This window comes from Pedobacter nototheniae (genome assembly GCF_032678625.1).
In the GTDB taxonomy this organism is placed as follows: domain Bacteria; phylum Bacteroidota; class Bacteroidia; order Sphingobacteriales; family Sphingobacteriaceae; genus Pedobacter; species Pedobacter nototheniae_A.
In genome coordinates, this window is the sequence record NZ_JAVTSO010000008.1 from 64,573 (window position 1) to 87,446 (window position 22,874).

At 34.2% G+C, this 22,874-nt stretch carries 23 protein-coding genes; 17 read left to right on the forward strand and 6 right to left on the reverse strand.

The window, feature by feature from the left end; translation table 11 throughout:
• Window positions 1-39 precede the first annotated feature (39 nt).
• Window positions 40-621, reverse strand: a complete 582-nt coding sequence (locus R2Q77_RS19130; RefSeq protein WP_316805314.1) for a hypothetical protein — start codon at window positions 619-621, stop codon at window positions 40-42.
• A 284-nt stretch (window positions 622-905) separates the two neighbouring features.
• Between R2Q77_RS19130 and R2Q77_RS19135 the strand changes: the two genes are divergently transcribed.
• The gene (locus R2Q77_RS19135; RefSeq protein WP_316805315.1) at window positions 906-1,169 is read left to right on the forward strand and encodes a hypothetical protein; all 264 of its coding nucleotides are present in this window, start codon (window positions 906-908) and stop codon (window positions 1,167-1,169) included.
• Window positions 1,170-1,203: 34 nt separating this feature from the next.
• Here R2Q77_RS19135 and R2Q77_RS19140 read toward each other — a convergent pair whose 3' ends face one another.
• Entirely contained in the window at window positions 1,204-1,782 is a 579-nt protein-coding gene (locus R2Q77_RS19140; protein WP_316805316.1) for a hypothetical protein, read from the reverse strand.
• Window positions 1,783-2,372: 590 nt separating this feature from the next.
• On the opposite strand from R2Q77_RS19140, the gene R2Q77_RS19145 reads away from it, so the two are divergent.
• The 6 genes from R2Q77_RS19145 to R2Q77_RS19170 all read left to right on the forward strand — a co-directional run bounded on the left by R2Q77_RS19145 (window position 2,373) and on the right by R2Q77_RS19170 (window position 7,756).
• Entirely contained in the window at window positions 2,373-3,569 is a 1,197-nt protein-coding gene (locus R2Q77_RS19145; protein WP_316805317.1) for a phospholipase D-like domain-containing protein, read from the forward strand.
• Window positions 3,570-3,592: 23 nt separating this feature from the next.
• On the forward strand, window positions 3,593-4,567 hold the full coding sequence (locus tag R2Q77_RS19150; protein WP_316805318.1) for a hypothetical protein: 975 nt from the start codon (window positions 3,593-3,595) through the stop codon (window positions 4,565-4,567).
• A gap of 93 nt (window positions 4,568-4,660) precedes the next feature.
• Window positions 4,661-5,068, forward strand: coding sequence for a hypothetical protein (locus R2Q77_RS19155; protein WP_316805319.1), 408 nt, complete (start codon window positions 4,661-4,663; stop codon window positions 5,066-5,068).
• 3 nt (window positions 5,069-5,071) lie between these two features.
• Window positions 5,072-5,875 carry a hypothetical protein gene (locus R2Q77_RS19160; RefSeq protein WP_316805320.1) on the forward strand — a complete coding sequence of 268 codons (804 nt, stop codon included), beginning with the start codon at window positions 5,072-5,074 and terminating at the stop codon, window positions 5,873-5,875.
• A 111-nt stretch (window positions 5,876-5,986) separates the two neighbouring features.
• A complete protein-coding gene (locus tag R2Q77_RS19165) occupies window positions 5,987-6,778 on the forward strand; it encodes a hypothetical protein (protein ID WP_316805321.1) in 792 nt (263 codons plus the stop codon).
• Window positions 6,779-7,015: 237 nt separating this feature from the next.
• Window positions 7,016-7,756, forward strand: coding sequence for a hypothetical protein (locus R2Q77_RS19170; RefSeq protein WP_316805322.1), 741 nt, complete (start codon window positions 7,016-7,018; stop codon window positions 7,754-7,756).
• Between the two features lie 452 nt (window positions 7,757-8,208).
• On the opposite strand, the gene R2Q77_RS19175 is transcribed toward R2Q77_RS19170, so the two are convergent.
• Complete coding sequence (locus R2Q77_RS19175) at window positions 8,209-8,454, reverse strand: helix-turn-helix transcriptional regulator (protein ID WP_316805323.1); 246 nt, start codon at window positions 8,452-8,454, stop codon at window positions 8,209-8,211.
• A gap of 788 nt (window positions 8,455-9,242) precedes the next feature.
• On the opposite strand from R2Q77_RS19175, the gene R2Q77_RS19180 reads away from it, so the two are divergent.
• From R2Q77_RS19180 to R2Q77_RS19190, 3 genes are read left to right on the forward strand one after another with little or no spacing between them, the layout of a single operon-like run.
• Entirely contained in the window at window positions 9,243-10,481 is a 1,239-nt protein-coding gene (locus tag R2Q77_RS19180; protein WP_316805324.1) for a TlpA disulfide reductase family protein, read from the forward strand.
• A gap of 29 nt (window positions 10,482-10,510) precedes the next feature.
• The gene (locus tag R2Q77_RS19185; RefSeq protein WP_316805325.1) at window positions 10,511-13,690 is read left to right on the forward strand and encodes a SusC/RagA family TonB-linked outer membrane protein; all 3,180 of its coding nucleotides are present in this window, start codon (window positions 10,511-10,513) and stop codon (window positions 13,688-13,690) included.
• A gap of 16 nt (window positions 13,691-13,706) precedes the next feature.
• Entirely contained in the window at window positions 13,707-15,074 is a 1,368-nt protein-coding gene (locus tag R2Q77_RS19190) for a RagB/SusD family nutrient uptake outer membrane protein (RefSeq protein ID WP_316805326.1), read from the forward strand.
• A 57-nt stretch (window positions 15,075-15,131) separates the two neighbouring features.
• On the opposite strand, the gene R2Q77_RS19195 is transcribed toward R2Q77_RS19190, so the two are convergent.
• From R2Q77_RS19195 to R2Q77_RS19205, 3 genes are all read right to left on the reverse strand, one after another.
• Window positions 15,132-15,455 carry a hypothetical protein gene (locus R2Q77_RS19195; protein ID WP_316805327.1) on the reverse strand — a complete coding sequence of 108 codons (324 nt, stop codon included), beginning with the start codon at window positions 15,453-15,455 and terminating at the stop codon, window positions 15,132-15,134.
• Window positions 15,456-15,607: 152 nt separating this feature from the next.
• The gene (locus R2Q77_RS19200) at window positions 15,608-16,066 is read right to left on the reverse strand and encodes a MauE/DoxX family redox-associated membrane protein (RefSeq protein ID WP_316805328.1); all 459 of its coding nucleotides are present in this window, start codon (window positions 16,064-16,066) and stop codon (window positions 15,608-15,610) included.
• A gap of 140 nt (window positions 16,067-16,206) precedes the next feature.
• Complete coding sequence (locus R2Q77_RS19205; protein ID WP_316805329.1) at window positions 16,207-16,785, reverse strand: cyclic nucleotide-binding domain-containing protein; 579 nt, start codon at window positions 16,783-16,785, stop codon at window positions 16,207-16,209.
• Between the two features lie 256 nt (window positions 16,786-17,041).
• Between R2Q77_RS19205 and R2Q77_RS19210 the strand changes: the two genes are divergently transcribed.
• From R2Q77_RS19210 to R2Q77_RS19240, 7 genes are all read left to right on the forward strand, one after another.
• The gene (locus R2Q77_RS19210; RefSeq protein WP_316805330.1) at window positions 17,042-18,301 is read left to right on the forward strand and encodes an aminotransferase class I/II-fold pyridoxal phosphate-dependent enzyme; all 1,260 of its coding nucleotides are present in this window, start codon (window positions 17,042-17,044) and stop codon (window positions 18,299-18,301) included.
• 11 nt (window positions 18,302-18,312) lie between these two features.
• Window positions 18,313-18,957: a TetR/AcrR family transcriptional regulator gene (locus R2Q77_RS19215; RefSeq protein WP_316805331.1), complete on the forward strand. Its 645-nt coding sequence runs from the start codon at window positions 18,313-18,315 to the stop codon at window positions 18,955-18,957.
• A 26-nt stretch (window positions 18,958-18,983) separates the two neighbouring features.
• Entirely contained in the window at window positions 18,984-20,198 is a 1,215-nt protein-coding gene (locus R2Q77_RS19220) for a hypothetical protein (protein ID WP_316805332.1), read from the forward strand.
• 392 nt (window positions 20,199-20,590) lie between these two features.
• Window positions 20,591-21,460 (forward strand): RteC domain-containing protein, encoded by an 870-nt coding sequence (locus R2Q77_RS19225; protein ID WP_316805333.1) that lies wholly within the window; start codon window positions 20,591-20,593, stop codon window positions 21,458-21,460.
• A gap of 143 nt (window positions 21,461-21,603) precedes the next feature.
• On the forward strand, window positions 21,604-22,122 hold the full coding sequence (locus R2Q77_RS19230) for a hypothetical protein (RefSeq protein ID WP_316805334.1): 519 nt from the start codon (window positions 21,604-21,606) through the stop codon (window positions 22,120-22,122).
• 53 nt (window positions 22,123-22,175) lie between these two features.
• Entirely contained in the window at window positions 22,176-22,520 is a 345-nt protein-coding gene (locus tag R2Q77_RS19235) for a DUF4134 domain-containing protein (RefSeq protein WP_090993251.1), read from the forward strand.
• Between the two features lie 2 nt (window positions 22,521-22,522).
• Entirely contained in the window at window positions 22,523-22,873 is a 351-nt protein-coding gene (locus R2Q77_RS19240) for a DUF4133 domain-containing protein (RefSeq protein ID WP_316805335.1), read from the forward strand.
• Window position 22,874 lies beyond the last annotated feature (1 nt).

A 22,874-nucleotide genomic window follows, 5' to 3' on the forward strand; every position in this document is an offset into this window, starting at 1 on the left:
TAGCCTCATTATTTCATTACTTCCCATAACAATAATATGCTACCAAAGTTTAACCAATTTTTCAATTAAGGCGATGTCAGTTGCATCTACTGATAGTTTTACGCCGGATGGATATTCTAGCGTTATTTCTCTCTTTGCGAAACCATCATTATTATTTGATGTATAATTGTCCAATCTTGGTTCTTCAGTCTCTACCCAAAAATCTTGTTTGGCGTTTCCAGAATTAATTTTGGCATTGTTTGCAACTAATGCATTTTTGCGATGGTGAAAACTTTCTTCCAAACTCTCCTCAACAATTCCCTTGGTTGTAATTGATAGTTCTGAAAGTAAATCTGGTTTGCCATTTGTAATGCGCCAGTATTTTGAATATGGGCGTTGTGGGAAATCAATCAGCCATGCAAGAAGCTCAAAGTTTCTTTCATGAGTTTTAAGGTTTCTGTTGATGAAATTGGAAAGTGCCTTAAATTTATCAACGTCACATTTTTTAACTGCCAAATCTGTAAGTTCTTTATCAAAAGGCATTTGAAGAAATTCTCTTATTACTCGCTTATCCCCATTGTCGCATCCGGCATTGTATAATAATCGAAACTCGTTGCGGAGGTTAGCACAGGTAGGTATCATTAGGTTAGTTGAGAGCTTACCTAATGTTTTTTTTTTTCGTAGAAGTTCAACACTTCTGATCTGTATATTTCTATCATAGTTAAAACATTAGATATTAAATCTACAGGAAATTCCTAAATCAAAGGCTTATTGATTTTAAATTTATGAAGATTACGGGAAACCGTAAATTAAAATTTATCATCTTCCATACCTTTAGAAATATCTAATCATTCAAATAATTATTTCAATTAACTAAGCTCATTATATTGAATATTATTCAATATTTTTACAATATTATATAGATTATGGAAGCTCCAAATAAAAGACCAGAAGATAAGTTAATTGAAATTGCAACTCAGTATGCAGATACTACTTATGTCGAAAATAATGAACGTAAAATTGCTGCTAAGGGATATGTGGTGGGATATCAGCAAGCATTATCAGATAAGAACGTCGAAATAAAGGAGTTGGCTAGTATAGTTAAAATGCTGTTACCTGGTATTGGTTCTGTGTCTCCAGAAAACCTTAAAGTGCTTGAAGATTATGTTGAGAAATTTAACGACAAATAGAATTGCAGTAACTCGGGTAATTTAAGTTCTATTGCTAATTCAACATCTCCTTTGGCAATTCAATTAAAATACGTCCCTGCTTAGCCAATTTTTTGATCCGCTTTTCTTCTCGATAATCGAGTATACTTAATCTGAACACAATTATTGCTATCAGATATGTTATTGCAATAAATGACGTTCCAAATATTAAGTTTCTATAAAAGAAATCTCCAAGGTTATCAGAAAGGTCTGACTTTATCCAGTTAATCTCTGGTTGATACGGAAGATAGGATATTTTAGCAATCACGGGGTAAGTTGGTTTCTTCCAATCTTTTTTATCTAGCGTAAAAGTATGCGAACTTGACTTGATTATTTTGCCATTTGGTAGCGCAAAGGTATAGTCAAAGTTCCGCATTCTTGGGTGGTCTGAATACTCGTAAAGACCAGACTCCCCATAAATTTTTCCAACTGCAACTTCCCCATGCTTTATTAATTGATAATGTCTGTACGGATTAATGTGCTCTCCCCATAAAAAGAAATAGATAAACGCCAGTATGGCGATGTCGAGCCATGGAAACCAAACGCTATAAATTTCCTTGAGGAAGGAGAGGATTTGAGCTTTAATTTTTTTCATTTCTAAACAGTATTTATTTCTCCCTAGATAAATTCTATTCTAATTTAAAGAGAATATCGTTCACCAATTATTAATAACTAAAAACAGCCCAAACAAAATAAACGCATAAGCTAGCAGTTTACAAAGTCCCTCAACAGATCGGGTAGCGACTGATTTTTCATAACTAGAAAAACGCTCTAGTCCATTTAAGTTTCTTCTATTAAATCTTCTTCGATTAATCCAATAGCGCAAGCACATTCCAAAAAGCATTATTGAAATTCCGATTACAAAAGGTGTATTCATAGCGTCATCATTCGATTGCTTATTTAAAAATACGACCCTAAAATGTTAAAAGTGGTAACATTATCGATTTTAGAACTTTGGGTTTAGGAAAAAATAAGCTTACGTTTAGAAAAGAGTGCTCATTTGTGGATGCCCCAGATGTGTTTGCAATTAAAAAGAAAAGCAAAAATATTCTTTCGAATATCTCTGCTATCTAAATTAACGCTCTCGAAGTAAAGATATGTTTTAGCTTTGAATTACCAAAGTAAACTAGTTAAGTAAAATATTGTAAGTTAGCATTTTCAAAAATATTTAAACTAATTCTCTCCATGCAGTTTATAAGCAATAAAAGTTTAACTGAAAATCACCTAACAGCCATAAATGATGGTTTATCTAATTTTAACGAAGCATATTTTGCAGTGGCTTTTCTTAAAATGTCTGGCTATAGTAGCTTACTGCCACAACTATCCAATTTTATAGAAAATGGAGGAGAGATTAAGATTGTTGTAGGCCAATATTTCGCTTTAACAGAACCAAAGGCACTCTATGCTTTGTTTAACTTATTTCAAAAATATCCAACTTCAAAATTATTCTTGGCAAAGGCTGAAATTGTTACTTCTGTTTTTCATCCAAAGTTGTATCTGTATAAATCATCTGATAATTGTCGAGTTATTTCAGGTTCTGCAAATCTTACCAAAGGTGGGCTAATAAGTAACAAAGAAACTTCATTGTCAATTGATTGCGATGAAAGACAAAGTATTTGGTTAGATGCCAAAGGTTATTTTGAAACTTTAGTTAGCTCAGAACACGCTGAAGAGGCATCACTTTTGGTTATTCAGCAATATGAAACATTTTACGAGCAACAAAAACAAGCAAACAAGCAGATTAAACCCATTCCGATTAAGACTAAAGCCCAATTAGCTTTTAATTACGATAATCTTATTAAGCACTTCAAAAAGTTCAATAATCCTGAAAGACAACAAAATTTCAAGGATAAATTGAATAATTACAAAAAAGCGAGGGCTATTTTAGATCAGATAGCTGACAATCCCAAATTAACAAAGAAACAATTTGAACCACTTTTGGATAATCTTGTTGGTAGTAAAGATATAGACAGTCTTTGGCATTCTGGAAGCCTATATCGTTTAAGAAAGTTTGTTTATCCTTATTATATAGAATTCCATCAGCTTGTTAGATATATAAGAGATCATCAAAATGATCCAGCGGGTGCCGTTTTTGAAAAGGCAAAAGAGATGGTTAAGCCCATTGAAGGAGCAGCAGTAAATTATGTAGCTGAATTAATGATGACCTATAACAGTTCGGACTTTGCCAATCTAAACAAAAATCCAATAACTGTTTTAAAAGAGGAGGGAGGCGTTAATCTTAAAGCCCACTCTTCGTCTTTTACTGCAATCGATTATGAAAAATATACGCTGCTTGTTAAGGAGATAAGTCTTAGACTTGGACTCAAAAATATGCTCGAAGCTGATAGTTTTTTTAACGAAATATACTGGGAACTTGATTAATATAACTGAATACTGTCAAAAAAATGCTCTACTCAAAACAACAACTTGAAACTCTAGCAACAAAAGAAGAAAAATCAATAGCTTCAAAGCGTTATCTGTATAAAGTGCATAATGGTGATGTAAAGAAATTATGGCCTCACGAATGTGAATTTGTTTCTTCTTTTTTGCCAAGTATTTTTACTGAAAAAGACCTAAAAACTCCTGCATACAATATTTATGAACTTAGCTATTGTGCTGAGCCGCTTTTTAAAAGATTAATTCTTACTTATTTGGATAATTTAGATTTTCTAATGCCAGCATTTAATGGCATTAAATATTTAAATGCCACAGAAATAGCTAAAGACAAAACTAAATTTGATGAACTTCTTCAAAGTTGGATTTTGAAATTAAAACCTGATTTTAGCGGGCCATTTTTACATGAAGTAAAAATTGAATATAATCGAAAGCTAAAGATATTAGAAGAGCAATTTAAACAGGGTTTGTATGGTAGAAGGATGTATGATAGAAAAATACAAGAACAACAAATTGCTTGTTTTTACATATATTATATTACGAAAACTTTTTTCAGAAGTAATAAAAGTAACTATGTTAGTTTCCAATCGCATAACTCTATTTTTTCAGTTAATACTTATAGCTATGTGCATATTATTTCCAGACATTACATACCTAAATTGAATGGAATAGATTCAGAAAAAAGCTTTAACACTGAATTGACCTGTATAGATCCATTTAACTTGCCGTTTAGTTTGCGAGATTTTATATTAGATTATCTAAATAATGCACCAGCAAATTATTCATTACATCCAGAATATATGATTTTTAGTGAGGGTAATGAATTTTATATCATATGGTGGAAAAAAAAGCCACTAGAAGAGTTGAGCTTACAAACTGGATATGAAATACGTACGCTTTACAAAATCGAAGCCGAAAGAGATAAACAAAAGATAAACCACAACAACTTCTATCAGAAAAGCGATCGCATAAAATATTTCTACTAATTGCTTGCAATTACTATTTCATAAGTTTTTCTTAAGATTAACTTATTTAGATATCTCAATAATTTAAAAAGAACCTGCAAAAAATAGTTGACAATGATTAAATTAACCGAAGATGAAACAGTAATAATTTTAGCTGAACATTTAAAACAAAATGGGTGGATAATTGAAAGTTTTTGTTTGGGGCAAACAAGGGGAAACGATATCGTCGCTTCTAAACTAAATACAACGCTTGTTATTGAGGCGAAAGGTGCTAGAGCAGGTGATAAGTCGCCAACAAAAAAGAGAGAATATTTTGATTGTGGACAAATTAAAACCCATTTCGGTAAGGCACTCGTGAAAATTTTGGATGAAAAGCATAGAAATCCACAGAATGAGTTTGCTATTGCCCATCCCGATGATAAGAATATTAGAAAAGCTATAGGGCATTTAAAACAATTTTTAAAAGTTTTAGAAATTAAACATTTTTGGGTTTCGGCCAACGGAACTGTAATTGAGGAATGACACATGGAGATAAAACAAAGCCAACTTTCACTAGAAGAATTATTAGTAAAAACTTCTTATCAAACCCAAACCACATTAGATAATGACAAGCTTTGCGAAAACCCACTTGCTTTTGGATCAGGATTTATTGTTAAATATGAGAATGAAAAGTTTTTTATAACTGCTGACCATAATTTACACCTTGATGATTACGAAGATGAAATTAAAAGGACAGAGAAAGAATATATTGTTTCAATATTTAATAACTATTCACCTCCCGATAATTTCCTCTCAACTGTGTTAACCCCTTTGCAAGGTTTTTACTACATGGAACAATTTAATCTTGCGAAACCTGATCTTGCTGTTGAACTTGTTGATATAACCCTCTGCATGTTGAAAGATATTAATTTACAATATCCATTTCTTTGTGATGATGCTAAATATAAAAATCAACAAAAACTAATAATTCCAGTAGAATGTTTTGCACAACCACAAGCAGATGAAAACTATTTTATATTTGGGCAAATAAAAACAAGACAGGAAGGTATTAGACTGGAACGAGAAAAAACAGCAAAAAATTATTTAAGATTTAATTCAAAAGCAGGTGACTATCTTTTATTCAATACCCCAGAAATTATTAAAGATTTAGAAGAGTGGGCGGGATTAAGTGGCTCGCCAGTGATTAGTGAAAATGGAAGCTGTGTCGGAGTACTGTGTTCGGTAAATGTAAATTCAAATTCAATTTTTGTAATGCCAATTGGTATTGTCAAGATGTTGATTGAAGAATCTGTTCGACTAGAAAAACTTAAAGGTTTAAATGATAAATAATTCAATTAGCTGTAAGTTGTGATAAAACGAATGTAATTTGGATAATATTGTACAAGTTTTCATACAAACATCAATAATTGCATTAAACCTCAAAAATTTAACAGTAAGATTATGAATAATATTGAGTTCATAAAAATAGCATTGAAATCTCTAGGGAAATCTCATTCTGAAGCTCAAATATTTAACCTATCCTTTCACGGAAATGTCACAAAGATAACAGAGTATTTTATTACAGTCAACTTATGTAAGGAACTTTATGAGTGGAATTCGCATAATAATTACCCATATAAAATTGAGGCGGAAAAATCCACATATGATTTCTATCAAAATTGTTTTGAATGTTTTAAGCTTGAAGAAAAGAACAATATTTTTAGTAAAACCTTATTCGCTAGTAATTACCAAGAATACTCAAAAAACTTATCATTAATTCGAAAAGGAAAGATTGATATTGTTTTATCTAAAAACACAAATGGGTACACAGATATTGCAGAATATATTATTGAAGTTAAATCTGTTAATCCAACTTTGATAAAATTGAAACAAGATTTTTTGCGTATACAAAATTATTTAAGCGCCAAAATTCCAGGATTTGAAAATTCATTAATTAGTGGATTTATAGTTTTTATCAAGCATATCAACACGGTAAAAAAAATTCAATCTGAAAAAGAATTATGCCATGAGAAGGAAGTTTATCTCAATAGTCTTTCAAAACATTTAGGAGGCATAAGTTTTGAGGATATTACTCATAGCATTACCACTGATTTCATTGAATATTCCCCATTTGAAAATTTAAAATTATATGATGAAAACAATGATTTTGCAGAAATAGCATATAATACCTATTCTGCATTCTCGGTCGTAATAGAAATTAAAAATACTACCATTGGCATGGCTCCTACTTAAAAAAAATCCCTCCAACTACATTCTTAAGTTAGTTTCTGTCTTGTCTAAAGATTTAAGTGACCCCACCAAACACTTAAACAATTTAGACGAAGTTTTTAAATAATCAAAATGCAAGTAATGTTACTTCATAACAAGTAATTAACTTAATAGATTGCATGGAATTAAAATTCAAGAAAGAATTTAGTAGTTATGGCTAGAAAAAAAAATATTGAATTTTAATTATATCAATTAGCGAGAATGAATTCCGAAAATACATCTAAAAGCACATTATTAAACTATAGTAAAGTTTATCTCTTCGGTATCGAAATTGCGTTCCAAGAACTACTTGACTACTACAAGATAATTGAGCAAGGCTTAGTTTCTGAAAAAAATACGCGTTTTAAAAATTTTAGCAAAAATTATAAAGACGCTGTTTCTAACGTAAATGAGCAAGGATATGAAAGCTATTTACAAAGTGAGCTAGCAAGTGAATACATGAAACTAGATTATTATTTTCCACATAACTTTAGGGCTTCATTTCTAATTCAAATTTTCTCTTTTATCGAATATGAGCTGAAACAAATTTGTAATCACCACCATCATTTACTTGCAACAGATATTTCTATCTCTGATTTAAAAGGAAGTAGTGATTTAGATAAAGCAAATCTTTATTTAAAAAAAGTTTGTAAAATAAATTTTAACAATCTACAGCCTGAATGGAACTACTTGAATTCTGTAAGGAAAATACGTAACAGATTAGTGCACCATCAAGGTACAATTACGTTTGATGACCCTGATAGAAAAACAATTCTTTCTTTTATAAAATCTAGTGAGGATATTTCCATTAAAGAGGAAAAATTAGAGAAAAAAGATTTTGATAAGAAGGACATTACTATTATGATAACAGGTAAAGAATTCAACGAGAAATTTTTAGATAATGCTGAAATTTTCTTTAAAAACCTATTGGAGATAGAAGGGAAGAATTTATTTACGTTTTGATTGTATTTAGTGTGGATTTATAAATTAATAATACACCAACATCTTTTTTTAGTTACACTACTTTCTTTACAATTTTAGTATTTAGATTTAATTGAGTTTTAGAGTGCCTTGGATAATCTATTACTACTATTTATTTTCAAAAACTACACACTATGTAATTTATTAGCCTTTGTAACTTGATTTTTTAGGATTTGAGTTTATTCTTGCAACATGGAAAAACACATAGAATGCAGAGATTGTAGGAAGAAATTCGATTACATGATAATCGAAGAAAATGGCCCAGGGAATAAAACTCAGGAGGAAATTGATTGTCCACATTGTGGGAAATTACATTGTGAAATAATGACGAGTGGCGTGGTAAGATGCTTTAAAAGATGTTCATGATTTGAAAACAAAATGCCCCATTTTTGGGGCATTTTGTAATTGATAGTATAGTTATGGATGTAAATATTTTAATCCCACTCTTCCTCTGGTCGTAATTTTAACCCTTCGCATATAAATTCAACGATTTCATTGTATTTGACATCTAGAGCCAAGGCAATCAAGTATATTTCTTCAATAGATGGTTTAGATTTAATATCGACGTGTAATTTACTAATCCTATCCTTAGAAATTCCAGTTCTTCTTGAAAGCTTAGCTTGACTTAATGGTTTTTTAGATAAATAAAGTCCAAACCTTGTTAATGTTTCTTTTCCCACGCATCTTCTATTATTAAATTAAATTTAAGATGTAAGAAATTTAGTTGAGAATTTATTTGTAAATGAGTGTAATTATTCTATATTTGTATGTAATTACTCTACATAATTTATAATTTTAAAAATGTAAAAATTAAATATTACGTTTTATTGAGAACGTAATTGGATTTATTCAAGAGTCTTGTCAACGAAAACTAGCACTTTTAAACGACGCAAGATGATAGGAGTAAACCCATAACTGTTATTGTGTATATTTGCACAATCTACAGGGATGGGTTCCTATTGATGTTGCGTCTTGGTTCTAGTGCTAGTACCTCGTTGTCGACAGAAAATATGACCCACCCTGTAGTATTTTCTAAAAGACTCGTATAAACTACGAGCAATGAAAAAACAGTCCGCAACACTCATTACTATCATCCTAGCCTTTACAAAAGAGGCAGGGGAGGGTTATGTTGTTTTCAGCTTGTCAAAACCAGTTAAATCTACAAAACAGCTGTTTCAGCTAATCATAAAAAGCCCTGTTTGAGTTATTAAACCCTGCTTCCTTTAACTAAAATAATTTTAGGTGATAATAGTTAATGAGCATTTTAAAGGAGCAGGGTTCTTTCTTCCTGTCTTGGTTTTTAACCAAAACCATTTGGGCAACATTTTTTAATCAACAACTAACTTAATATATGAAAAAAACAACGATATACATCGTATTGGCTTTGCTATGCGTAGATTTTTGGGCAAGGGCACAAGACAATAAAGCGGTAGATGTAACCTTAAAAGGTATACAGATAGGGCAGAAGGTGCCAGATATTACCATTAACAATTTACACAATTATAAGGATGCTAATGGCAAACCCGCCACAATTGCAAAAATTTCAGATTTTAAAGGGAAACTACTCATTTTAGATTTTTGGGCTACTTGGTGTTCGCCATGTGTAGCTATGATCCCTAAAATGGATAGCCTTCAAAAAGCTTTTGGAGATAAAATTCAGTTCCTTTCGATAACCTATCAGACGGAGAAAGAGGTTTTACCGTTTTTATCAAAATTGGAACAACAGCAAAAAAAGCATTATAATTTGCCTGTAGTTATGGCTGAATTAGAGTTGCATAAACTTTTTCCTCACGTTTATCTGCCACACTACGTTTGGATTGATGGGAATGGGGTAGTTAAGGCTATCACTGGTTTTGAGGCAGTAAACGAAATTAATGTTGATAAAGCCATTAAAAATTCTATTCAGCTTGAACAAAAGAAGGATATGAAGATTCGGTATGATGCCAGCAAACCATTTCTTATCAATGGTAATGGTGGCGATGGTTCCAATTTAATCTATCATTCTGTTTTTACAGGTTTTACAGATGGAATGCCAGCGGGATACTCTATAAGCCCTCTTTTATCATACACCAAGAGAAAAATTACTGCTAGAAATTTAAGTATACTTCAACTTTATAAATTGGCTTATGGCGGTGATAAACAATACTTTGGTTGGAACAAAGTGATTCTAGAAACCCGTGATGCAGCCAAGTTAAAAACGGGTTTAACAGGTAAAGAACTATTAGATTGGAAAAAGGCAAATAATAGTTACAGCTATGAAGTGAGTGTTCCAGCTCATCTAGCTAATAAAATTTTCAGTTTAATGGTGGATGATATTAATAAAGTGATTCCACAATATGACGCGAATATAGAGAGCAGAAAAACTAAATGCTATGTACTGAGAAAAACCACCACTGGAGATAAAATGAAATCTATAGGTGGAAAAGTTGAAAATCAATTTAGTGGACTGGGATGCATTTTAAAAAACAGCACTTTAAATGATCTGGTTATGCGTTTAAATGTTTTTTATATGCAAAATTCCCAATATCCAATTGTAAATGGAACAGGGTACAGTTACCGTGTTGATATGGAAATCAATGCAGACCTATCGGATATGAAAGCATTAAATCTAGCATTAGCCAATTACGATTTGCAGTTTGTTTTGGAAGATTTTGATACAGATATGTTGGTGGTAAGAGACAGTGAGGCACAAAAGAGTAAGATTTGAATTCACACCAAACTTTCTAATAAGAAAAAATGAAAAAAACTATATTTTTTTTGATAATACTGTTTAATATATTCGCTGAAACTAAAGCCCAAGTTGCCGTATCTGGAAAAGTAATATCTGCTACAGATGGGGGCATATTAGCTAGAGCAACCATAACCATAAAGGGGAGAAGCAACGGCGTAATTACCAGTACAGATGGCAAATTTGCCATTACAATCAGAAGTCTTGATACATTACTTGTCTCCTATGCGGGGTATGCACCAAAGCAAATAAACCCTCCAATATCAGATAATATTACCATTCGGCTGGAAGAACTAAGTAACAACCTAACCGAAGTGGTTGTATCTACGGGTTACCAAACATTACCCAAGGAACGGGCAACAGGCTCGTTCGTAAAAATTGACAATGCACTTATAGAAAGGAGCGTAAGCACCAGCATTGCCGATCGTCTTAGGGATGTTATCCCTGGACTTTCTTTTAACACTTATGGAAACAGCGCAATTAGTATCAGAGGGCAAAGTACAATTTTTGGCAATGCAGAACCACTAATAGTAATAGACAACTTTCCCTATGATGGAAATTTATTGGATATCAATCCAAATGATGTAGAAAGCATTACGATTCTTAAAGATGCTGCTGCTGCTTCGATATGGGGTGCGAGGGCAGGTAATGGGGTAATTGTGATCACCTCAAAAAAAGGTAAATATAATAAGCCAGTAGAGATTTCCTTTAATAGTAATGTTACCGTTGGGGGTAAGCCCGATCTTTATGCTAGAGGCAGTCTATCATCGAGTGACTATATTGAAATTGAAAAAAGGCTATTTAGTGATGGCTATTACAATGCAGCAAATCTTTCTGGCTACCATCCTTTAACTCCCGTTGTAGAACTATTATACCAAAAGCAAGCAAATCCTTCGCAATCGGCAATGATAGATGCAAAGATAGAAGCACTTAAACAACAGGATGTACGCCGTGATTTTGATAAGTATTTTTATCAAAAAAGTATAAATCAACAGTATGCCCTAAACCTGAATGGTGGAGGCAGGGACTATACCTATTTTTTATCGACAGGTTACGATAATAATAGGCAAAGCCTTGTTGGTAATGCATATTACCGTGTATCTATCAATGCTGGTAGTAATTTTAAGCTCTTTAACGATAGGTTAAGTGTAGATGCAAACATTGCTTTTATAGATAATGAAACATCTAACAATAACTCTGGAATTAATGGTGTAACCAGTGCTGCGGTAAGTAGTGGCATTTATCCTTATGCATCTTTGGCAGATGAAAACGGTAATGGCTTACCCATTATTAAGACTTACCGTACATCATTCACAACTGCCGCTCAAAATAATGGATTGCTAAACTGGGAGTATTACCCTCTTGAGGAACTGGCATCATCTGATAATACCAATAACAGGAAAAATATAAGGTTAAGCACTGCATTGAAATATAAAATATTGAATGGACTAAATGCTTCTGTTTTATATCAATATAACAATATTGCAATTAATGGACGTAATTTACGAAGAGAAGATAGCTTTTATGCCAGAGATCTCATTAACCGCTTTACGCAGGTTAGTGGAACGACTATATCACGCCCCATACCTTTAGGTGGTATATTAGACAGGTCAGAACAGCAATCCACCAACCATACCTTTAGGGGGCAATTAGATTTTAACCACAATTTTAATCAAGTACACGAACTATCCGCAATAGCTGGTTATGAGATAAGAAATACCCGTTCGGAAAACCACAGCTACCGATATTACGGTTATAATGATGAGTATGCCACAAGTAGTATAGTTGATTATACAAATACCCAATTTCCGATGTACTATGATATTACAAGGCGTGGACAAATACCTAATGCAGACGAAATTGGATTATACAATGACCGTTATCTTTCATATTATGCAAATGCGTCCTATACCTATAACGCAAAGTATACACTGTCTGGGAGTAGTAGACTAGATCAGAGTAATCTTTTTGGCGTAAACACTAATCAAAAAGGTGTTCCGCTATGGTCGGCAGGCCTAAGCTGGAATATAAGTAAGGAGAGCTTCTATCAGCTTCCTTTTATTCCATACCTTAAACTTAGGGCTACCTATGGTTACAACGGAAGTGTAAACAAATCTGTTTCAGCGTTTACTACAGCTACCCTAACTGGATTAAACCTTTACCAACAGCCTTACGCAACAATTATTAATCCTCCAAATCCAGAATTGCGATGGGAGCGGGTAAAAATCCTGAATACTGGTATTGACTTTGGATTAAGGGGAAATCGTATTACTGGTAGCGTAGAGTATTATTATAAACAGGGGATAGACCTTATCGGAGATACACCTTTTCCTCCATCATCAGGAATTTTGCTTTTTAGAGGGAATACAGCAAATACCAATGGCAATGGTGTTGATATTGCCTTACATACCATTAATTTTAATGGGGCTTTAAAATGGCAAAGTGATATTGCTTTTGGTTATTTAAAGGAGAAAATTAGCAAGTATGGTGTGACTTTACAGGCTAGCGGAAGCTCTGGGTATATTCAATATCCCTTTGCATTACCGCTTGAAGGAAAACCACTCTATGGTATTTACAGCTATAAATGGGCAGGGTTAAATCCACAATCGGGCGATCCACAAGGTTATATTAATGGTGTGGAATCAACAGATTATACCAATATTTTTAATGGAACGAATTTAGATAATATGATATTTAATGGTTCATTAAGACCTGTTACTTTTGGCTCGATTATCAATACAATTTCCTTTAAAGATTTTTCTATTTCATTTAATATATCCTACCGCTTGGGCTATTACTTTAGAAAAGCATCCATAGGTTATGGAAATGATTTTGGATTAAGTTCAAATTCAAAGGATTATGAACTTAGATGGCAAAATCCAGGTGATGAGATCAGCACATCTGTTCCGTCAGTTCCCCTCACACCAAATGCAAATAGGGATGTTTTTTATGGCTACTCCAATGTACTGGTTGACTACGCTGACAATATCCGCTTGCAAGATATGAGATTAAATTATTCACCAAAATCAGGTCTATTCGGTAAGAATTTCAAAAATGTAAATTTTTTCATTTATGCTACAAATCTTGGGATAATATGGAAGGCTACTAAGTTTGATGTAGATCCAGATAACCAATTTGGCAATGCTCCATTTACAATGTCTGCAGGTTTAAAACTAACCATACGATAATTCAATTGATATGATAATGAAAAAATTTAAACACCTATTTAGCATTTCCATGTTCTTTTTAGTAAGCCTTTCGGCATGTAAAAAAGGATATTTGGACATTAAACCAGATCAGAACTTACTTATTCCGGTCAAATTGGATGACTTTCAGAAAATATTGGATAACATTACCATCATGAATAATGGGGTAGGATTACCTTCTCTTGCCTCTGATGACTATTTGATAACTTCTGCAAATCTCAACACGTTTACTACTCCCGCAGAGCGAAATGCTTATTTTTGGGCTGATGATATTTATGAAGGTTTACAAGCGCCCGATTGGAACCGGCCTTATCAACAGGTATTCTATGCCAATGTAGTTTTAGACGGACTTGATAAAATAACCGTTACTACAGCTAATAAAGCCCAATGGAATCAAATTAAAGGAAGTGCACTTTTTTACAGAGCATTTGCCTTTTATCAACTTGCTGATGAATTTGCACTGCCTTACGAGGCAGGGAACGCACAAGTTTTGCCTGGAATACCTTTAAAATTAAGTTCAGATGTAAACGAAAGACCAAAAAGAGGAACTCTGAGTGAAGTTTACGCTAGAATTCACAGAGATTTAAATGAAGCCGTAAATCTACTCCCATTAAAATCGGCTTGGCTCAACCAGCCTGGAAAACTGGCAGTTTGGGCACTTTTGGCTAGAATACAACTCTCATTAGGAAATTATCAAGAGGCATTAGCTAATGCAAATAACTGTATCAAAGAAAGCCCAACGCTTTTAGATTATAATTCCCTATCAAGAACATCCATTAGGCCTATTGCAGCAAGGAATGTTGAAGTACTCTATAATAACTTTATGTTGGTCTATTCCTTTACATCTTCTACAATTTCTAGTATCAGCCCTGAGTTAGTTGGAACTTATCATAATAACGACCTCAGGAAGTATATTTTTCTGCGTGATAGAGGGAATGGTATAGTAACTTTCAAAGGAAACTATTCAGGCTCAGCCACCGTATTTTCCGGTCTTGCAACTGATGAAATGTATCTGATAAGAGCCGAATGTTATGCTAGGGATGGAAGAATAGCTGAAGCCATGGATGATTTGAATGACTTAATGATGAAGAGGTGGGACAATAAGGTAACATATCCCAGAATCACTGCTTCAGATTCTGGAGAAGCACTTTCTAAAATTCTTACGGAGAGAAGAAAGGAATTGATTACAAGGGGAACCCGTTGGGCTGATCTTAAAAGGCTGAATCTTGATGCTCGTTTTAGGTTGGATATTAAACGTGAACTCAATGGAAAAGAATATATCTTAAAACCAAATAGCAACAAGTACGCTTTCCCGATTCCTCAGAATGAGATTGATAGAAGTGGTATTGATCAAAATCCGAAGTAGATTTTGTTAAAAAAAAGATATAGCCGTTTGTTGTTTTTAACGGCTATATCTATACAATTAGTTTTCAGGCACAAATTGTCCTTCAACCACATTTAACGGGGTAGAAGGAGTTACGTCTGGATCAATACTCTCATCAAATTCAGCAGTACAAATCTGTTCAGCTCCATTACAAAGGTAATCACGAGTATTTTCCTCATCTGATTGTTGCTGTCCAGTTATGTCCGCCCATCGATGTCCAGCAGGAGCAGTAGGATCATAAGACCATTTCTTCATTGCTAGATTTTTTGAAGGTGTGAAGGCCATTGTAGCGAAAGCCACTAATACCAAAGCCATTAAACCGATTTTGTTCACGCTTTTAAGCGCATTTTTAAATCTTTCCATAATTGTAAGTATTTGTAATTGCACCCTTCTTTTTTATAGATACAATAGTTTTTATCTTCAGATCACTTGAGCTTAGATCTTCGGATGATTAATTTCATTTTTTTTTCTTGCAGGTAAAGCCCTAAGCCCTGCATTATCGTCTCATTCAATTGTCAGGCAAGTTCCTTTCTTTTTTTAAGGTGAAACCAATTTTTAGTTATCTTCCAATTATTTTCCAGTGCAATACCAACTAAGGAAATTGCAATAAAGAAGAGATTAAATATCAGATGTATTCCGTAACTCATATTTTTTAGAATGCCTCCACAACTACATGGTATCCTGCCAAATACACCAGTCATCACAATTCCGATATATAGGGTAAAAATTGTTAGTAGGATGAAAGAGCCCCATAATGCTTTCTTTCTGGTTTTAGGAAAGAGTAAAGTAATCATAAATAAAATTTCAAGCGTAGGGATAAGCCAAGTCAGAAACCAGGCAATTTCTGTAGGAAATATCTGATTTTTCATTTCCCATTGTGATTTTTCATAATCTAGCAGCTTGCTAAAAGAAGCATAGAAAAAAAGGGATGCGATAATTCCGCTAATAATCTGAAGTGTTGTTTCCTTTTTCATGGTTGCTAGTTCCTTTATTTCAGTTGTTTATCTTAAACCAAAATTAAGTTGTTTACAATCCAATGAACCGGACGGATGTCGCTAAATAAATGGCAATATGTCAGAAAATAACTGGACGTATGTCCATATAATCCGAGTAATTATCTACCGTGAGCTAGTTCTACAAGTAACCGACTCAATTGCTTGTCACTGATCCTTAGATAGGATGAAAGCACGCGTTTAGGAAGATCATGAATAAATTTTCCCAATAAATTTGATGCAAATCTGTACCTTTCTATAGCAGGTTCCAAACGCATCATTTCTGCATTTTCAATTTCCTTTAATTTTTGCTCTTCCAAAATGCACAATAAAAGTTTTATCGCTTCTGGCTGTTGCCTAAAAAAGCGTTCAAGCTGTTTATGGTTAATGGAAAGTAGTTCAACTTGACTTAAACATTCAATATATTCAAGACTTGGTCTTTTAAGGTATATGCCATTTTGCGTAATGAAATCTCCTATAATAAATAGCTGGCTTGTTCCCGCCACTCCTAATCTTAATGGATAGCGTCGCAACAAGCCATTATTTACGAAGTATAATGAATTATTAAAGAGGTTAGGACCAATAATAGTCTGGCCTTTTAAATAATCAACAGAAAGAAACTGTTCTGAGAAAAGAAATTTCATCTCCTTTTTGCAATGTGGCATTTCATGAAGTTTATCGATGAGCTTTTGGTTTTTCATGTTTTTGATGGCAAAAGAAGAGTGTTTTTATATCGCAGTCAAGTGTAATGCCTAGTTGCTGTTTTTCCACCCGTAAGGGTTTTACCTATGATGCTTGTCTTGACAGCAACTTTTCTGGGTGGATTTCTTTGTCCTATTATTTTTAAGGGTTTTGTCTGTAGCTTATTAATAGTTAGACTAATCTTAAACAAAAAATCACCATGTTACCACTTTTAATGTAAATAGGTGCTAAATTGAGTTTTAACCCCTATTGTTTATGAAAAATATTGACTTTGCAAATGCGAGTTTCAGGGATTTTGAGAATATTCCTGGAATTGATGTGATGGAAAGGGCTGGAGAGTTCCAGTTGTTTCTAGATTATCTAAGTGCGAACGGGCACTTGAACTACAGAATAGAATCCCTATCAGGATGTGCTCCGGAGATGGATCTGCTTTTGCCAGGAAAAAGTAAAGCACAGAGATGTGCCTGTTTTGTATCCAATGACTATCTTGGATTTACACAACATCCTGCAATTAAAGTGGCATTACAAGATGCAATAGAACAATTTGGTAGCGGTGCAGGTGCATCTCCCGCTATCGGTGGTCATTTTGTTTACCATCGGCAATTGGAAGATAAGATTGCTAAATTTTTCAAGAAAAAAAGTGCCATACTTTACACTACAGGTTATACTGCAAATAGCGCAACATTGCAATGTCTTTTGCAAAAGGAGGATATTGCAATTATTGATATGGCTGTACATGCAAGTGTGTATGAAGGTTGCCAGCTTACCAATGTTAAAACATTTTTACACAACAATATGGAGGGGTTAGAGCTCGCACTGAAGCATGCACAACATACCTTTCGCACCAAAATGGTAATCATTGATGGTGTATATTCTCAAGATGGAGACTTGGCTACGATGGATCGGATTGCTGACCTTACTCATCACTACGGGGCTTATTTGGTAGTTGATGATGCCCATGGAACGGGAGTTGTTGGAAAGACGGGCAGAGGTGCAATTGAAGAATATGACCTATTTGATAAGGTTGATATTATAACGGGGACTTTTAGCAAAGCATTTGCTCACATAGGCGGGTATGTAGTGGCAGATACCGAACTGATCAACTTCCTAAAATATCAATCAAAACAGCATCTTTTCTCTACTACAGCCACGCCAACTACTTTGGGTATACTTAAAGCAATGGATTTATTGGATGAAGAGCCATTTTGGAAGGATAGGCTCTGGGAAAATGTAAATTACCTTAAAGTTGGATTGTTAGGTATGGGGCTCGATATTGGTACAACAGCATCAGCGATTATACCTGTTAAGATTGGCGATATAGGAAAAACCTTGGAAGCTGGAAAGCTATTGCTTGATGCAGGGGTATATGCAAATCCAATAATGTATCCAGCAGTATCAAAAAAGAATGCCAGAGTAAGGCTAAATATTATGGCTACCCATACCAAGGAACATTTGGACAAGGTGCTGAATGCCTTTACTCATGTGGATCGTAAACTATCTATTTCAAAACCCTAAATTAACAGCCTATGCCTCTCAGATATATAAACATTTCTGGTCATGTAAAAAATAAGGAACAGACCATGCAACGGCTCATAGATGCTGTTGGCACTATCATCAAGCACAAAGGTTATAAAGGACTAGGGCTGAACACCATTGCCAAAGAAGCGGATGTTAGTAAAATTTTAATTCATAGGTATTTTGGAGGAGTTGATCAATTAGTTGAAGCTTATGTCCTTAAGAATGACTATTGGATAGCTAAAGCTAAAGACGTAAATAGAGAAGCTAGTGGCAATACAGATCGGGAAACTTTAAAAAACCTAGTATCGGATCTGTTAAAAGGGCATTTTGAATATTTCAATACGCATGAAGAAATGCGCTCGATTATCTTATGGGAAATTACCGAAAAGACTGACCTACTCAATAGCATCTCACATGTTCGAGAAGAGGTAGGGAAGCTATTGCTTGAAAAGTCAGCGCCTTTATTTAAAAATAGCAAAAAGAGCCTTAAAGGTATTACTGCACTCATGGTGAGTGCAATCTACTATATGATACTTCATGCCAAAAAGAATGAATCAACGATCTGCGGAATAGATATCAACTCCCAGGAAGGCCAAATAGAAATATTAAAGACTATAGAACAGATTGTTGATTGGGCATTTGATAAAAAATGAGGATATGGAATAAGTTGTGACGGATTATGGAAAATGAAAACCCTAAATTTTATGTTAAGGCACTTGAAGAACTGCGAAGAATTGCGCATGATCTAATGCAATCTAGTCATGAATCTTTCCCAGATAGTAAGGAACAATTTATTCTTGAAATTAATAGTGTTATTGCAGGCACACACATAGATTTGTTATTTATGCAATTGCATTTGGATGAGAATGCAGTTGTTTTTATGGATCATCTACAATCAGAATTGGTGCAGTTATCAGAAGAATGCAATACATTTATTTTGTCTGATAAAAAAGCACAGATTGAACCAGATGTCAAAGAATATCTATTAATTATGCTGGATGCAATTAATAATCTCTTCGACCATTTAAAAGACCACTACAACTACTGCTTTAACTTTAAAATGGTAGTACCTGTTCGTTATAAACAAAAAACAGATTTAACTCTAACCAAAATTTCTGATAAGCTTATCCAATCATTTAAATCAGCTGGGATAGATGAAGGGCTAAATGAAATACTTAAGGGATATTTTCTGGAAATGAAAAATACTAAAAAAACCAGTTTCCATTTGCTGGATTTTCGTCAAGGGCTTACACATGACCTTATTAAAATTAGTTCAGCAAGTATGGATGAGAATGAACTGGATCTGCGAAGGATTTTTTGCTACCATAATTTCAATTATGCACCTCTTATTCAATACTACATATCAAGATTGCAACTTGATTATAATGCCGTTGATAATTATAGGGAGGAATATATCAAGATTACCGTCGAGATAAGAAAGTTGAGGCAATTGATTATTAGACGGGGATATAGCTATGATGCCGATGCTGTTGAATTAAGGGAAGTACTCTGCCATACATTGGAAAATGAACTTGTTTGTATCAAGAAGTTGATCAATATGAATAAAAAAATCTTTGAGGGAAGTGGAACAAAATATTTTCTACAACAGTTCTACTTTAAAATCTCTATATCTATGGAGCAGTTTTTGTTCATTTTTCGGCTCTTAATCGATAAAGGCATTGTATTAGTCAAGCGCAAGGCTGATCTCTATGAATTTATCCACGCTCATGTTGGCACTGCCAAAAAAAATAACCTTTCCATTGGAAATATGCAGAACACCTATGCCGAGAATAATAGAGTTACCGCAATAAAAGTTAAAGCGTTATTACAATCGTTAATTAAGCAAATAGATGAGAAGTATCTTTCTTTATGCTGCATCCTGATAGCCTTTTAATTTCTCTTAATCATACTACTAATATTTAGAGAATACATACGCTTACGTTATTTTCTCTTTACTATTTGATGGTACTATTCTTTCCAATCGGAACATTTGTCGCTGATGCGTTCTGCATCAGCATTCAAATTAATCAACTCCAGATTTTATTAGAATTATTGGACATTCCAATCCATCTGCAAGTTTCTAAATATGCTGCTTCAAGTGAATTTTATGTACTTGAGGTGGAATAATTAGTAAGGTCTTTCCACCTAAAAGACAATGTTCATTTTCAAACTTTTGTAAAAGATACACCAAGCGATACTTAAAGCAAGATCATACATGTTATGACCAAATTTCGCTCAAAGTTTAATCTTTACTCAACGGCTATAAGCTGTATAATTTTCTTGAATATGATTTTAACAGCAGCAACAACACTTTTTGAAGAGCTCTTAGAAACTATAGAGCAATTGGAACAGGATAACAGGGAAGTTCTAATCGATCCTGCACCTTACCTTAAAACTGCAAACCATTTTATGAATGCCCTGCAATCACTGGTGCTCACAGGAAGTTTTGTTGATCAGCAGGAAGAAATTCTGTTTTTTAAGACGGTGAAGCCCAAGTTCAGGTCTTTGCAGATTTATTATTTGACATTGCAAGATATCACTTTTAAAAAACCGAAGGGCTGCAAGAAGATATTGAAGAAATTCTATAACGATGAAATTCAGAAGATTTGCTCTTTTCATTGTTACAACCAAAATCTCCTCAATTATTACTATTCGGGAGCAACTGAGATGGATGAACAACTCTTCTTAAGAAAAGTTGAGGAACATCCGCATTGGTTACTCAAGCCGAAGCTTGAACGTGATGAAAGATTTTCAACTCCAGCAGATTATTTGGTGGCAAAGATCTTAGCTATGGAAAAAATCAGGCTTTATTTGGCCGAAGAAATAGTAAAACTGCAGGATGGTAATGTTACTGGAAATGGTTCTGCAGACAAAAAGGAATACCGATGGACAGGTGAGGCAATTAATCTAGTGGAACTTGCCTATGGCTTGTATTACACTGGTGAAATCAATAATGGTCATGCTGGAATAGCTGAGATAGTAAGACTATTTGAAACGACATTCAATATAGCTATAGGTAAACCTTCAAGGAGATTTGCTGAAATCAAGCAGCGCAAAAGGCTAAGCAAGACCAAATATCTCGATCAAATGAAAACCGCTATTGATAAAAGAATAGATGAAGACGATGAGTTTGTTCCAAAGCCTAATTTTAGGTAATTATTAATCGCCTGTTTATTAGGTTATTGTGTTTTTATTTTTGGGTAGTACCCAACTGGTTGCCAAACAAAAAATCGAAAGCTTAGAAACTTTGCTTCATCAAATCCCAATGCAATGGTGCTTGGGAGAAAAGCAAAGAATTTATGTTGGCACAATTTACATGGCAGGAGTTTTGGCTTGCAATGCTCCTGCTCACCTTACTCTGGTATCCGGGCATCATCCTGCTGTATTACCGCAAAGAACTTAATTCATTTTTTAGCAAAGGTTCAAATCCCAAAGAACCGCTTCCGCACCGCTGGTCAGATCGGGTAGAAGAACCCAATCAGAAACCTGAAGAACACGATGGACTACTGGGCGCTTCTAAACCTGCTGTGGGAACCAGTACGGTCAGTATGGGGCAAATCAGTTTTGGACAGGATGAAAATGCTAAATCTGAACAGCTTGGATTGATACCCGATGTACTTCAGGAGCTGAAAGAAATTTTTTCCATTCTGGAAAAAGAGGACGGTAACAAACAGGACTTTTTCAATATGATGGAAATGGTCAGGGCAAAATATGGACAGATTGGTTCCAACCCACGCATCGTTCAGATTAACCAGTTTATTGCTGAACATGCCCCATTCCACCTCTCGAAAGAAGAATTGGAAAATCTCTGGGATTAACATCTACCAATTAGCATCAAAATTTATTCTCAAGCTGTAAAATCAAAAACATTATGAAACGTCAATCCAATAATAACGGCAACCAAAATTTAGGCAAGTCTCTATTGCTATTATTTACCCTTTGTATCTATAATTTGTTGACCAGTCTGTCTCTTTTCGCCCAGGATGGAAATGCAGGGATACAGGAAGCAACCAACAAGGTAAAAGGCTATTTCGACACGGGAACCGACCTGATGTATGCCATCGGTGCAGTTGTTGGCATCATAGGGGCAATTAAAGTTTTCAATAAGTGGAATGCAGGAGAGCCAGACACCAACAAGGTAGCTGCAGCGTGGTTCGGTAGCTGTATCTTTTTGGTGGTAGTGGCCACTGTTCTTAAATCATTTTTCGGGATATAGCCATGGCCAGCGTTTATAAAATCAATAAAGGTGTAACCAGACCTATTGAATTCAAAGGCTTAAAGGCACAATACATTGCCTATCTAGCTTTAGGGCTAGTTGTATTGCTCATCAGCTTTGCCATTCTCTACATTTCTGGACTGAGCCTTTTGGTGCTATTACCATTGATCATCACCCTTGGAACAACACTTTTTTTCAGTGTATTCCGCTTAAGCCAACGTTTTGGCGAGCATGGCTTGATGAAGTTTTGGGCAAAACGTAGCCTTCCAAATCACTTGAAATTCCATTCCAGACGATTGTTTACCTCGCTCAAAAGTAAATCGAATATTCCAATAACATCATTTAAAAACTAAT